This is a genomic window from Chromobacterium sp. LK11 (assembly GCF_001043705.1).
Classification (GTDB): Bacteria; Pseudomonadota; Gammaproteobacteria; order Burkholderiales; family Chromobacteriaceae; genus Chromobacterium; species Chromobacterium alkanivorans.
Genome location: NZ_LDUR01000015.1, coordinates 35,916 through 49,005, shown reverse-complemented (window position 1 = coordinate 49,005; position 13,090 = coordinate 35,916). Strand labels below are relative to the sequence as shown.

At 63.8% G+C, this 13,090-nt stretch carries 10 protein-coding genes; all 10 read left to right on the top strand.

Features of this window, described 5'->3' with window-relative positions:
* The first annotated feature begins 87 nt into the window (after positions 1-87).
* Complete coding sequence (locus tag VK98_RS10190; protein ID WP_048413922.1) at positions 88-1,302, top strand: EAL domain-containing protein; 1,215 nt, start codon at positions 88-90, stop codon at positions 1,300-1,302.
* Entirely contained in the window at positions 1,299-2,030 is a 732-nt protein-coding gene (locus VK98_RS10185) for a response regulator (protein WP_048413921.1), read from the top strand. The genes VK98_RS10190 and VK98_RS10185 overlap by 4 nt, the downstream gene beginning before the upstream one ends.
* Before the next feature lie 10 nt (positions 2,031-2,040).
* Positions 2,041-5,895: a PAS domain-containing hybrid sensor histidine kinase/response regulator gene (locus VK98_RS10180; RefSeq protein WP_053077323.1), complete on the top strand. Its 3,855-nt coding sequence runs from the start codon at positions 2,041-2,043 to the stop codon at positions 5,893-5,895.
* A gap of 286 nt (positions 5,896-6,181) precedes the next feature.
* Positions 6,182-7,012, top strand: coding sequence for a ferritin-like domain-containing protein (locus VK98_RS10175; protein ID WP_048413920.1), 831 nt, complete (start codon positions 6,182-6,184; stop codon positions 7,010-7,012).
* 32 nt (positions 7,013-7,044) lie between these two features.
* Positions 7,045-7,260: a hypothetical protein gene (locus VK98_RS10170; RefSeq protein WP_048413919.1), complete on the top strand. Its 216-nt coding sequence runs from the start codon at positions 7,045-7,047 to the stop codon at positions 7,258-7,260.
* Positions 7,261-7,426: 166 nt separating this feature from the next.
* Positions 7,427-7,846 carry a hypothetical protein gene (locus VK98_RS10165; protein WP_048413918.1) on the top strand — a complete coding sequence of 140 codons (420 nt, stop codon included), beginning with the start codon at positions 7,427-7,429 and terminating at the stop codon, positions 7,844-7,846.
* 33 nt (positions 7,847-7,879) lie between these two features.
* Positions 7,880-9,223 carry a tRNA 5-hydroxyuridine modification protein YegQ gene (yegQ, locus tag VK98_RS10160; RefSeq protein ID WP_048413917.1) on the top strand — a complete coding sequence of 448 codons (1,344 nt, stop codon included), beginning with the start codon at positions 7,880-7,882 and terminating at the stop codon, positions 9,221-9,223.
* A 682-nt stretch (positions 9,224-9,905) separates the two neighbouring features.
* Positions 9,906-11,000 (top strand): polyamine ABC transporter substrate-binding protein, encoded by a 1,095-nt coding sequence (locus VK98_RS10155; RefSeq protein WP_048413916.1) that lies wholly within the window; start codon positions 9,906-9,908, stop codon positions 10,998-11,000.
* Between the two features lie 317 nt (positions 11,001-11,317).
* A complete protein-coding gene (locus tag VK98_RS10150) occupies positions 11,318-12,226 on the top strand; it encodes an ABC transporter permease subunit (RefSeq protein WP_048413915.1) in 909 nt (302 codons plus the stop codon).
* Positions 12,223-13,062 carry an ABC transporter permease subunit gene (locus VK98_RS10145; protein WP_048413914.1) on the top strand — a complete coding sequence of 280 codons (840 nt, stop codon included), beginning with the start codon at positions 12,223-12,225 and terminating at the stop codon, positions 13,060-13,062. Before VK98_RS10150 ends, VK98_RS10145 begins: the two co-directional genes overlap by 4 nt.
* The last annotated feature ends 28 nt before the right edge of the window (positions 13,063-13,090 follow it).

Genomic DNA, 13,090 nt, shown 5'->3' with positions numbered 1-13,090 from the left:
TATATCAATATTACTCGAATGTCGTATTTAAATTGGGTTGCGGCCGGCCGACAGGGCGCCCGCGCGCGACGCTAAGGGGGAGATCCCATGGGCTTGCCAGCAAAGCGGTTTCTGATTCTGGAAGACCAGCTGGTGCTGCGGAAACTGATTTCCCGCCAGGCCAGCTTCTTTAGCCGTTACGAAGTGGCCATCGACGAGTTCAGCGACCCGGCCGAGGCGCTGCGCAGCATAGGCGAGAACCACTACGATCTGATCGTCACCGACATCGGCATGCCGGGCATGAACGGCATCGACTTCATCAAGCACGTGGCCTTGCTCGGCTACCGGGCGGCCTTGCTGATCATTTCCGGCTACGACGGCAAAACCCTGAACACCATCAGCGAGATGGCTTGCAGCCTGGGCATAGGCAGCACCCGTTTCCTGTCCAAGCCGTATTCGGCGGAATCCTTCCTCACCGCGCTCAACAGCGTGTTCAACGATCTGGAGCGCGCCTATCAGGTGCAGCAACTGGATGTGGAGGGCTTTTTCGCCGACATCTGTTCCGGCGAGTTCAAATTGGAGGTGGAGCCCATTCTGGGGCTGCCCGGTCACCGGCTCGCCGGCTTCGACGTGACGGCGCTGATCCGGCCGCAAGGGCGGGTGGAGTGGAGCGCCGGCCTGTTCAGCGTGCTGGCGCGCCGTAAGGGGATTTCCGCGCTGGTGCTGGAAGAGCTGGTGGCGCGCATCGCCGGCCTGCTGGCCGGGCTGCGTCAGCAAGGACTGGGCGAGGAGTGCGGTTTCAACGTGCGCATAGACAAGGCCTGTCTGGAGAGCGAAAACCTGTTCGATCACTGCCACGCGCTGTTGCAGCAGCGCGGGGTGTCGCCGCGCTTGCTGGGTTTTGAGCTGGCCGAAGGCCTGGGCCAGCAGTCGCCGGCCCAGGCCTTCGAGAACGTCGCCAAGATCAAGTACCTGGGCTTCCGGCTGATCGCCGATCATTTCGGCGCCGGATCGCTGACCCAGAGCAATATGCTCAAGCTGCCGTTCGATCACGTGAACATCCCCGTCGAATCCCTGCAATGGATACGCGCGATGCTGGGCGCTGACCCGCAGGCGCTGCGCTTCTTGCGCATCTACGGCCTGCCGCCCGGGGCGATCACCGCCAGCGGCGCGGACGAGGAGGAGGACGTGAGCCTGGCGCAGGAAATGGGCTGCCCCTGCGTGCAGGGCGCTTACATGGCCTTGCCGGTGCGCGAGAACGAATTGAGCGATTATTTGCGGCGGAGCCAGGAAACCGCGGCGGCGGAAGGAGGCGCGGGATGAGCGTTGCGGCGGTGGACTTTTCGCGGATGCGGATACTGGTCGTGGACGACCAGACTCTGGTGCGTTCATTGATCAGCCAGGCTTTGCAGACCATGGGCGTGCGTTCCGACGCCATCTTTCAAACCGCGGACGGCACCGCGTCGATGCGTTTGCTGGACATCCGCATGGTGGACCTGGTGCTGTGCGACGTGCAGATGGCGCCGATGAACGGCATGGACCTGCTCAAGGAATTGCGCTGCGGCCACACCATGAATCCTTCCAACCTGCCGTTTGTGTTTTTGTCCGGGCACGCGGACCGCAGCAATGTGGTGCTGGCCAGCCAGCTGCACGCCGACGGCTTCGTGGTCAAGCCGCCGAAGCCGGCCGACGTCGAAAAGGCGATCGTGGCGGCGATGCAGCGCAAACGGCCGGAAATCGATCCCTTCAGCTATTACGGCGTCGCCACCGGCACCGAATACGACCGCAAGGTTTTTGGCCGGCTGTTCGACGCCCCGGCGCTGCCCGAGGCGCCGCCGGGCACCTCGGTCAGCTTGCTGACGGTCAAGGCGGGGGCGGTGCTGGCCCAGGACCTGCACAGCAAGCAGGGCCATTTGCTGCTGCCGCGCGGCGCGGCCATTTCCGCCAACCAGATCGCGGTGCTGCGCGATTTCAGCGATCGCTACGGCGTGCTGCGCTTGTTCGTCGAGGAAGTGTCCGAGACCGAAGCCGAGTCTTCCCGTGAACATTGAGTGGTCGTCGATGAAGTTTTCCAGGCCGCGTCAGGAGCACATCAAATCCATTCGCCGCGCGGTGATCCTGATCGTCCTATTGTTGGGCGTGTTGCAGACCGGCGCCATTCTGCGCCTGCTGAACGAGTCCTGGGAATCCTACCGCACGGCCCGGCACGTGGCCGAGCTCAATCGAGACATTTCCGGCTTGTATCAGGCGGTCAGCGCGGAGAACCTGGAAAGCGGCAAGCTGCGCCTGCTGCTGACGGCCAAATCGCCGCCCACGCCGCAGCAGTGGGACGAGCTGAAGCGGCTGGCCCGCGACACCGACGCCAAATTCGTGCTGGCCTTGGCCGCCATTCCCGTCATGTCCGGGGCGGACGCCGCCAGCCAGACCCGCTTGCGCAATCTGGCCCACGATTTCAAAGTGCTGCGCGATGAGGCGACGGTCCTGCTGCGCCAGCCGGACTTCCAGAACGAGTCGTTGAGCAATCTGCTGTACCTGGCCACCGCGCGGATGCGCAACGAGGCCGGCGGCATCCTGGCCGCGGACATGGCGCAACTGGCCAGCCAGGGCGATCCCACCCTCAACAGCCTGATGATGATCAAGCAGAGCCTGTGGCAGCTGGGTGGCCAATTGCGCGGCAACGCGGTGGCCTTGATCATGCGCGAGCAGCTGGGGCACCGGATGAACCGCGACATCGAGGACGATCTGGCCTTCCGCCTCAGTTCCGCCATGGTCATGGTGGAGCAGCTGCGGCCGGTGATCCTGGGGGTGCACGACGATGCGCTGAAGGCCGCGTTCACCAATCTGACCACCTTGACGCTGAAGCTGCAGCTGGTGGTCAAGCTGCAGTACGAACAGATAGACGGCGTCCAGTCCTTCCGCCAGGCCACGGATTTTCGGGCCAGCCTGATGGAGCTGGACGAGGAGTTGCGGCGCACCTTCGGCATGGTGGAGAAGATGACGGCCGAGCGCATAGACGACAGCCGGCGCACCTATCTGTTCCGCATGGTGCGCGACGGCCTGTTCGGCGTGTTGGCGCTGGGCCTGGTGCTGGTCTTGCTGTACTACATGGTGCGGCGCGTGCTGCGGCCGCTGTCCGCCTTGAAGCATATGCTGGACGCCTCCGGCGACGCGGTGTTGATCGTCAGCCGCAACGGGCGGATCGAAATCGCCAACGCCGGCGCCGGCAAGATGTTCGGCTATCCGCAGGCGGCGCTGCACGGCATGTCGGCATACAGCCTGCTGGAGATGCCGGGCGGCGCCGCGCATCTGACCCAGGCGCTGAACGATCAGAAAACAGTGGCCTTGGCCGGGGAGGGCTTGGCCGCCAGCGGCGAGCGCTTCTATGTGGCGATCTCGCTCAGCCAGTTCAGAGACAGCCGCGACCAGGGCTGGCGCATGCTGACGGTGCGCAACGAGCAGCAAAGGCGGCAGGCCGAAACCTCGCTGGAGCGCAGCGTCGAGCTGTTGTCGGCGATTTCGGTGGTGGAGGGCATGTTGTTGGCGCGGGAGCCGCGCGACAAGGTGTTCGAGGAACTGCATCGCGTGTTCTGCCACCATACCGGCGCCCGCGAGTGCCTGTTGGTGGCCTGGTCGCCCTTGGACGAGGCCGGGCAGTCGCTGCGTTTGCAGGCCGGCCGCTGGCCGCCGGAATTGCCGTCGCTGCAGGAGGTGACGCACGCGGCCGCGCCGCTCAGCCAGCTGTTCCAGTTGCTCAGCGAACGCTCCACCTGGATCTCCCTGCCGGTGATGTTGGGCGGCGACGTCGCCGCCGCGGTGTGCATGCAGCAGCCGGACGTGTTCCGGCTGGGAGTGGGCATGCAGCCCTTGATCGGCGCCTACGCCAACATCCTCGGCTTTTACGACGAGGAGGCGCGACGCAAGGTGTCGGAAGCGCAACTGCGCACCGTGCTGCAGGAGGAGGAGGCGGTGTTCGCCTCGTCCCCGGTGGGTTTGCTGCGCCTGAACGAGCAATTGCAGATCTCCCGCTCCAACCAGACGGCGGAAATGATCTTCGACGTCGGCGACTACGGCCTGGTCGGCATGCACTTGATGGAGCTGATGGCGTCGGATCAAGGCTGGATCGAATTGACCGAACATTTGCAGCAAATGCGGCAGGGCACCCGCATTCACTGCGAACTGGAGTGCCTGACCGGCGCCGGCCTCCCGATCTGGGTGTTGTTCGAAGGCCAGATGGTGGCGACGGAAACGGTGGAGGGCGTGATGATCCTGGCTTGCCTGGACATCACGGAACGCAAGATGGCCGAATTCGAACTGCGCATGGCGCGGGACCAGGCCAATGCCGCCAACCGCGCCAAGAGCGCCTTCCTCGCCACCATGAGCCACGAAATCCGCACGCCGATGAACGGGGTGCTGGGCATGCTGGAACTGCTGAACATGACCCGGCTGGACGGCGAGCAGCGGGATGCGGTGGCGACGATACACGATTCCGCGCACACGCTGCTGCGGCTGATCGACGACATCCTGGATTTCTCCAAGATCGAGGCCGACAAGCTGGAGATCGTCACCGCGCCGACGGCGACGCGGCCGTTTCTGGAGAGCATCCGCAGCCTGTATCAGGAAAACGCCTACAAGAAGGGGCTGGATTTCCAGTTGGAAGTGGATGAGCAACTGGCGCCGACGCTGGTGCTGGACCCGCTGCGCGTCCGGCAGATTCTGCAGAACTTCATCAGCAACGCGATCAAGTTCACCGCTCAGGGCGGCGTGACGATACGCGTCAAGGTGCTCAGCACCATGGCCAATTACCAGTCGCTCAGTTTCGAGGTGGAGGACAGCGGCATCGGCATGTCCGAGGACAGCCTGTCCAGGCTGTTCCAGCCTTTCACCCAGGCGGACTCGGACACCACCCGGCGTTTCGGCGGCACCGGCCTGGGCCTGGCCATCTGCCGGCGGCTGGCCGGGCTGATGGGCGGCCACGTAGAGCTGGAGAGCGAGCTGGGCAAGGGCAGTTGCGCGCGCCTATTGCTGGAGGCGGAGTGGTCGGAGCAGGTGGTGGCTCCGGTCAGCCTGCCCCAGGTCCACGTGCCGGCGGAGACGCCGCGCGAGGAGGAGGTCGAGACGGCGGCGCCGTCGCCGGAGCAGCGGCTGCTGCCCATTCTGTTCGCCGAGGACAATCCGACCAACCGCAAGCTCACGCTCAAGCAGCTGGACAAGCTGGGCTATTCGGCGGAGTGGGCCGAAGACGGCGAGCAGGCCTTCGCCAAATGGCAGTCCGGCCGCTACTCGATGATTCTGACCGATTGCCATATGCCGGGCATAGACGGCTATCAACTGGCCCGGCTGGTGCGCGCGCGCGAGCAGGAGGAGCCGGAACGCGGCCATATTCCCATCGTCGCCTGCACCGCCAACGCCGCCAAGGAAGAACTGGACAAGACTCGGGACGCCGGCATGGACGATTTTCTGACCAAGCCGCTGTCGATCGCGGAGCTGTCCGCCGCCCTGCAACGCTGGACGGCGGCGGAGGGCGCGCGCGAGGCGGCGTCTCCGCCTGCCGCCGCCGTCGAGTCCGAGGGCGGGCCGGTGGACCGTTCCGTGTTGCAGGTGTACAGCAACGGCGATCTGCAGGTGGAGCTGGAAATCCTGCGCGACTTCCAGCAGGGCAACGCCGAGGACGTGGGCGAGCTGCGCAGCGCCATCGCCGACGGCTCCAGCGACCGCGTCAGCTTCGCCGCCCACCGGGTCAAGGGCGCCAGCCGCATGGTGGGCGCCAACGCGCTGGGCGCGGCCGCCGAAGCGGTGGAAAAAGCCGGCAAGGCGCAGTCGCTGGAACAGGTGGCGGCCTTGATGCCGGCCTTCGACGCCGCGTTGGCCGAGTTTGAGGCCTGGTTGGCCAGGCAGAATGAAACCAACCCGGCCTAAGAACCTGTTTACGATCTGCTGCGCGTCGGCGATACGGCGTTAAAAACCAGCTCAAAATGCTCATGTACCGCTCGTACATTCCGCTTTTTCGCTCGTTTTCGCCTTGTCTCGCCTTAGCTCGCGAGATCGTAAACACGCTCTAAGAACCTGTTCCAAGTCTGCTGCGCTTCGGCGATACGACGTTGAAAACTAGCTCAAAATGCTCATGTACCCCTTGTGCATTCGTCTGCCCGCTGGACTTCGAACAGGTGCTGGGGCGCGTCGATATCGGCTAGAATGCCCGGCCATGAGCGAGCCGACATCTCTTTACCCGCAACTGGAAGCGGCGCTGCTGTGCCGCGACGTCGAGCGCAAGATGGCACTGGCGGTCGAGGTCTTGCACGGCTGGCGCGTCGACGCCTTGCCGCGCGCGGAGGCGCCGCCGCCGTACCCGCTGCCCGAGGCCGGACGTCCTCCGCTGCCGGAGCTGGTGCATCCGTCCAAGGTGCCCAAGCGCAGCCTGTCCAACCGGCAAGGGCACGCCGCGCTGCTCCACGCCATCGCCCACATCGAATTCAACGCGGTCAATCTGGCGCTGGACGCCGCCTGGCGCTTCCGCGAGATGCCGGACGCCTTCGTCAGCGATTGGCTGCAGGTCGCCGCGGAAGAGGCGCGTCATTTCTCGTTGCTGCTGCGGCGTTTGCGGGAGCTGGGGCACGACTATGGCGATTTCCCGGCTCACAACGGCTTGTGGGCGATGAGTTGCAAGACCGATTACGACCCGCTGGCGCGCATGGCCCTGGTGCCCAGGGTGCTGGAGGCGCGCGGTCTGGACGCGACGCCGGGCATCCAGCGGCGGTTGGCCGGCATCGGCGATCACGCCAGCGTGGCGGTGCTGGACGTCATCCTGCGCGAGGAAGTGGGGCATGTGCGCATCGGCAACGCCTGGTTCGGCCGGCTGTGCCGGCAGCGGGGGCTGGAGCCGGAAGCGTGCTTTCAGGAACTGCTGCGGCGCCACGATGTCCAGCTTTACCGCGGGGCCTATAATCTGGCCGCCCGCGAGCGGGCGGGGTTTTCAGCCAAGGAGCTGGACGCGCTGCGCGCGCTGTGCGAAGACGATACCGCTTCAGCCGGCTAGAATGCCGGCGGCCTTACCTGGAACTACGAAACATGCTATTGAATTTGTTCAAGAAGATGCAGCAGCAGCGGCGCTTCGCCATGAAGGTGCTGCTGCTCAGCACCTTGGTCTTTGCGCTCAGTTCGGCGCTGTGGCGCGGCCTGGACGGCGGTCCCGGCCCCTTGCTGGCCATCCTGTGCCCGCTGGCCATGCTGCTGGCCCTGATCTGCCAGTTCAGCGCTTTGCTGGCATTGGCGAAAAGACCTTAAACCGGAAAAGGATTTTTAAAACAGCGGCTTAAAGTGTTGCTTGCGGACGGCGGGCGGACTTGACTGGCTACGGCAGGCCGCGCATAATCGCCCCCGTATCGATAAGGGTCAGGGCTCCACATTGGGTGGAGCCTTTGCTTTTTGGAATTTTCGGAGAAACCGAGTCATGGACCATCAGGCATTCCTGCGCCAATTGGAAACCAACGCGCTGCCTGCATCCGACTTCAACCATCGCGCGCATCTGTACGCCGCCTGGGCCTATCGTCGCCAATACCCGGCGCCGGAGGCTGCCGCCCGCTGCGCGCGCGCGCTGTCCCGTTTCGCAATGGTGAACGGCGCGGCGATGAAGTACCACCATACCCTGACCATGGCCATCCTGGTGATTCTGTACAGCCGGATGGCCAGCCAGCCGCAGTTGCTGGACGATTGGGAGGCGTTCGCCAGCCACTGCCCGGACATGCTGGCCGATCCCCGCGCAGTGATTCTGCAACATTATTCTTCAGAGCGCCTGGACGACGAGTCGGCGCGCAAAGGCTTTGTCGAGCCGGACCGCGAGCCGTTGCCGATGTCCTGTCTGCTGCACTGAGCCCACCGCTCAACGAACCCACCAGAATAAACAATGAAAGCACCAGAACTTCTGCTGCCGGCCGGCACGCTGGACAAGATGCGCGCCGCCTACGACTTCGGCGCCGACGCGGTCTACGCCGGCCAGCCGCGCTACAGCCTGCGCGCCCGCAACAACGACTTCAAGCTGGAAGAGCTGAAGCAGGGCATAGACGAAGCCCACGCGCGCGGCAAACTGTTCTTCGTCGCCAGCAACATCCTGCCGCACAACAGCAAGATCAAGACCTATATGGCCGATATGGAGCCGGTGGTCGCGATGAAGCCGGACGCGCTGATCATGGCCGATCCGGGCCTGATCATGATGGTGCGCGAAAAGTGGCCGGAAGTGCCCATCCATCTGTCGGTGCAGGCCAATACCGTCAACTACATGGGCGTCAAATTCTGGCAGAAGCTGGGCGTGTCGCGCATCATTCTGTCGCGCGAGCTGAGCCTGGACGAAATCGCCGAGATCCGTCAGCAATGCCCGGACATCGAACTGGAAGTCTTCGTCCACGGCGCGCTGTGCATCGCCTACTCCGGCCGCTGCCTGCTGTCCGGCTATTTCAACCATCGCGACCCGAATCAGGGCACCTGTACCAACGCCTGCCGCTGGGACTACAAGGTGCACGACACCCAGGGCGACGACGCCGGCGACGTGCAGACCATCAAGTTCGACTTCAACAAGGCGCTGGAAGAGGCCAACCAGAGCTTCGCTTCCTGCGGCGGCGCAGAGCGCCATCCGCTGGCGGACAAGACCTATCTGATCGAAGAAGGCAGCCGCCCGGGCGAGCTGATGCCCATCATCGAAGACGAGCACGGCACCTACATCATGAACTCCAAGGACCTGCGCGCGGTGGAGCAGGTGGAGAAGCTGGCCAAGATAGGCGTGGATTCGCTGAAGATCGAAGGCCGCACCAAGAGCCTGTACTACGTGGCGCGCGCCGCCCAGGCCTACCGCAAGGCCATCGACGACGCCGTGGCCGGCCGCCCGTTCGATCTTGGCTTGCTGGCCGAGCTGGACGGCCTCGCCAACCGCGGCTACACCCCGGGCTTCCTGGAGCGTCACCAGACTCAGGAATACCAGAACTACCTCACCGGCCATTCCAAGGCCAAGCAGAGCCAGTACGTCGGCGACGTGCTGTCGGTGGACGCCGACGGCTGGGCGCTGATCGAGGTGAAAAACCGCTTCGGGGTGGGCGACCGCATCGAGGTGATTCATCCCAGCGGCAACCAGATCATCGAGCTGGCGCAGATGACGCGCAACGATCAGCCGGTGGACGTGGCGGCCGGCAACGGCATGCAGGTCAAGATTCCGGGCATGCAGGGCAAGGAAAAGGCTTTGCTGGCGCGTTTGTTCTGAACCGCGCCGACGCGGAGTTGCGCCTGACGGGCGGCCATTGCGGCCGCCCGTTTTTTATGGCGGAGCGCCGGCCTCGTCAGGCTCTTATGTTGAACATAGTTAACGATGTGAGCACAGTCTGTGGCGGGCGTGTTTATTTTTTTGCGCGGCAGCATCGATAAAAGTTGCGCGGTTCTAAAAACATGGTTAAAAAGGTAGGGCGTTACAGATAGATGTGTGAATTTTATTAAACACACGCTGGGCGCGGAGAAATGAGAGACAAAGAGGAGACGATGGATGCCGGCCACCGCCTGTCCAGGGCGCGCCAGCCGGCTTTCCGCACAGGTTTCCCCGGCTCGCGCGTCGTCGTTCCGGCGGCGCGCAGGCCATAAATGACCCTTGGCACCTTGACGCTTTGCAAGCTGTCCACGATTTCGCGGACCGGTTCTTACAAATCGTAGCGAACGGACAGCTGGAATCGCGCGCGATGCGGTGTAAGTTGGCAAAGCGGCGCTCGTCGTCCGCAGCCGTCGGCAGCGGCGTTTCGGCGCGCCGGCATCGCGTTTGGCCTTGAGCGGCTTTCGCCGCCAGGGGAGAGGGAGCGGCGTCATGGCCCGGCAACGGGCGCAGAGGGCGGCGCTGAACTTGTCGTCGGTCAGGCCGGGTCTACGCCGGTCGCGGCCTTCCATTAAGGAAACCTGTCATGAAGAAGCTGGTTCGCAATCTGTTTTGTTCGCTGCTGCTGCTCCCCGCGATGGGCGCGCAGGCGGAGGACAAGGCGCTGAATGTGTACAACTGGTCGGACTACATCGCCAAGTCCACCATTCCCGGGTTTGAAAAACAGAGCGGCATCAAGGTCAAGTACGACGTTTACGACAGCGACGACACCTTGCAGGCCAAGATGCTGACCGGCCGCGCCGGCTACGACGTCGTGGCACCCACTTCCAACTTCATGGCCAAGCAGATCGAGGCCGGCATCTATATGAAGCTGGACAAGTCCAAGCTGCCCAATCTCGCCAATCTGGACAAGGCGCTGATGGCCAAGATCGTCGACGCGGACCCCGGCAACGCGCACGGCGTGCCCTGGGCCTACGGCACCGACGGCCTGGGCTACAACCTGAACAAGGTCAAGGCGGCGCTGGGCAAGGACGCGCCGCTGGACAGCTGGGACATCCTGTTCGATCCCAAATACGTGTCCAAGCTGAAAGGCTGCGGCGTGTCGGTGCTGGATCAGGCCAACGACGTGTTCGCCGTCGCCTTGCACCACCTGGGCAAGGACCCGAACAGCAAGAATCCCGCCGACTACCAGGCCGCTTTCGCCGCGCTGAAGAAAATCCGCCCCTACATCACCCAGTTCAACTCCTCGGGCTACATCAACGACCTGGCCAACGGCGACATCTGCCTGGCGCTGGGCTTCTCCGGCGACATCAACATCGCCAAGCACCGCGCCCGCGAGGCCAAGCGGCCCTACCAGCTGGCCTATGTGATACCCAAGACCGGCGCGCCGCTGTGGTTCGACGTGATGGTGGTGCCCAGGGACGCGCCGCATCCCGAGGCCGCGCACAAATGGATCAATTACATCCAGTCGCCGGAAGTCAACGCCGCGATCACCAATGAAGTGTTCTATCCCACCGCCAACGCCGCCGCGCGCAAATTCGTGAAGCCGGAAATCGCCAATGACCCGGCGGTGTACCCGCCGGACGCGGTGGTGAAGACGCTGTTCCTGCTCAAGCCCTTGCCGGCCGACATCATGCGCCTGCAAAACCGTTTGTGGACGCAGTTGAAGACCGGTCATTGACCGCCGGGCCCGGACGGCGACAGCCGCGTCGGGCCTGACCCCAACCCATGCCGATTCGTCCTCCCGGGCCCGCGCCGCGCGACGCCCGCAGACGGACGCGTCCGGCGCAGAGTGGAGAGCATGTCCCGGGTCATCCAGCCTCCGGCTGTGGGTGGCCTGGAGCCGGCGTCCCGGCCCCGCGCGCAGCGGGCCGGGCCGGACTCCGAGGAGAGATCAAGAGGAAGCCGCCGCGCCACCGCCCGCATCAGACGGGCCGGGCCGTCGGCAAAACAAGCAATGCAAGCCAAGCCGGAACGCGCCGGCCACGTGGTGCTGACATGAAAAGTCTCAAATTAAAACAATGGTTGCCCAGCGGACGGACCACCGTCATCGGCATCCCGTTTCTATTCCTGTTCGTATTCTTTCTATTGCCCTTCCTGCTGGTGGTGGGCATCAGCTTCTCGCAGCAGCAACTGGGAATCCCGCCTTACACCCCGCTCACCAAGCTGGAAGACGATGTCTTCTCCATCGCGCTGAACATCAGCCACTACAAGTTCATGCTCAGCGATGACTTGTACTTCGCCACCTACATCAGCTCGGTGAAGATGGCCTTCGTCTCCACGGTGCTGTGTCTGCTGATCGGCTATCCGATGGCCTACTACATCGCCCGCGCCTCCGATCGCGCGCGCGACACCCTGATGATGCTGGTGATCCTGCCGTTCTGGACCTCCTACCTGATCCGGGTCTACGCCTGGATAGGCATTCTGAAGAACGACGGCTTCCTCAATCAGTTCCTGCTGTGGCTGGGCGTCGTCGACACCCCGCTGCGGCTGTACCACACCAATTGGGCGGTGTATATCGGCATGGTGTTCTCCTATCTGCCGTTCATGATCATGCCCTTGTACGCGCATCTGGTGAAAATGGATCTGCGGCTGCTGGAGGCGGCCTACGACTTGGGCGCCAAGCCATGGAAGGCCTTCGTCCAGGTCACCTTGCCGTTGTCCAAGAACGGCATCATCGCCGGCAGCCTGCTGGTGTTCATCCCGGCGGTGGGCGAGTACGTGATTCCGGAGCTGCTGGGCGGTTCCGACACGCTGATGATAGGCCGCGTGATGTGGGACGAGTTCTTCAACAATATGGATTGGCCGATGGCGGCGACAGTGACCTGCGTGATGGTGCTGCTGTTGCTGGTGCCGATGGCGCTGTTCCAGCATTACCAAGTCAAGAGTATGGAGGCCGCCAAATGATCAAGCCGAACAAGCCGCTGTCTTTCCTGGTGCTGGGCCTGGGCTACGCCTTTCTCTATCTGCCCATCGCGCTGCTGATTCTGTTTTCCTTCAACGAGTCCAAGCTGGTGACGGTGTGGTCCGGTTTCTCCACCAAGTGGTACGCCGCCTTGCTGGAAGACGAGGAGCTGATCAACGCGGCCTGGCTCAGCGTCAAGATCGCCTTGATGACGGCCACCGCCTCGGTGGTGATCGGCACCTGGGCCGGCTTCGTGCTGGCGCGCTTTGGCCGTTTCCGCCTGTTTCCCTTGTTCGCCGGCATGGTCAACGCGCCGCTGGTGATCCCGGAAGTGATCCAGGGCATTTCGCTGCTGCTGCTCTTCGTCGCCATGGAGCAGGCCTTTGGCTGGCCGGAGGGCAGGGGGGTGTTCACCATCTGGATCGGCCATGTGATGCTGTGCGTGTCCTATGTCGCCATCGTGGTGCAGTCGCGGGTGCGGGAGCTCAATCTGTCGCTGGAAGAGGCGGCGATGGACCTGGGGGCGCGGCCGCTGAAGGTGTTCTTCGTGATCACGCTGCCGCTGATCTCGCAGGCGCTGATTTCCGGCTGGCTGCTGTCGTTCACGCTGTCGCTGGACGATCTGGTGCTGACCGCCTTCCTGTCCGGCCCCGGTTCCACCACCTTGCCCATGGTGATCTTCTCGCGGGTGAGGCTGGGCTTGAACCCGGAAATGAACGCGCTGGCCACCTTGTTCATCCTCTTCGTCTCCGTCGGCGTCATCGCCGCCAACTTCTACATGCGCGCGGCGGAGCGCAAGCGCGAGCGTGAAATGAAGCTGGCCTTCGCCCAAGGCTGAGCGCGGCGGGCCGGCGTCGTCGGGCGAC

Excerpts from the sequence above, each read along its gene's own strand:
- VK98_RS10190 (WP_048413922.1), top strand. The coding sequence starts at position 88 with ATGGGCTTGCCAGCAAAGCGGTTTCTGATTCTGGAAGACCAGCTGGTG.
- VK98_RS10185 (WP_048413921.1), top strand. The coding sequence starts at position 1,299 with ATGAGCGTTGCGGCGGTGGACTTTTCGCGGATGCGGATACTGGTCGTG.
- VK98_RS10180 (WP_053077323.1), top strand. The coding sequence starts at position 2,041 with ATGAAGTTTTCCAGGCCGCGTCAGGAGCACATCAAATCCATTCGCCGC.
- VK98_RS10175 (WP_048413920.1), top strand. The coding sequence starts at position 6,182 with ATGAGCGAGCCGACATCTCTTTACCCGCAACTGGAAGCGGCGCTGCTG.
- VK98_RS10170 (WP_048413919.1), top strand. The coding sequence starts at position 7,045 with ATGCTATTGAATTTGTTCAAGAAGATGCAGCAGCAGCGGCGCTTCGCC.
- VK98_RS10165 (WP_048413918.1), top strand. The coding sequence starts at position 7,427 with ATGGACCATCAGGCATTCCTGCGCCAATTGGAAACCAACGCGCTGCCT.
- yegQ (WP_048413917.1), top strand. The coding sequence starts at position 7,880 with ATGAAAGCACCAGAACTTCTGCTGCCGGCCGGCACGCTGGACAAGATG.
- VK98_RS10155 (WP_048413916.1), top strand. The coding sequence starts at position 9,906 with ATGAAGAAGCTGGTTCGCAATCTGTTTTGTTCGCTGCTGCTGCTCCCC.
- VK98_RS10150 (WP_048413915.1), top strand. The coding sequence starts at position 11,318 with ATGAAAAGTCTCAAATTAAAACAATGGTTGCCCAGCGGACGGACCACC.
- VK98_RS10145 (WP_048413914.1), top strand. The coding sequence starts at position 12,223 with ATGATCAAGCCGAACAAGCCGCTGTCTTTCCTGGTGCTGGGCCTGGGC.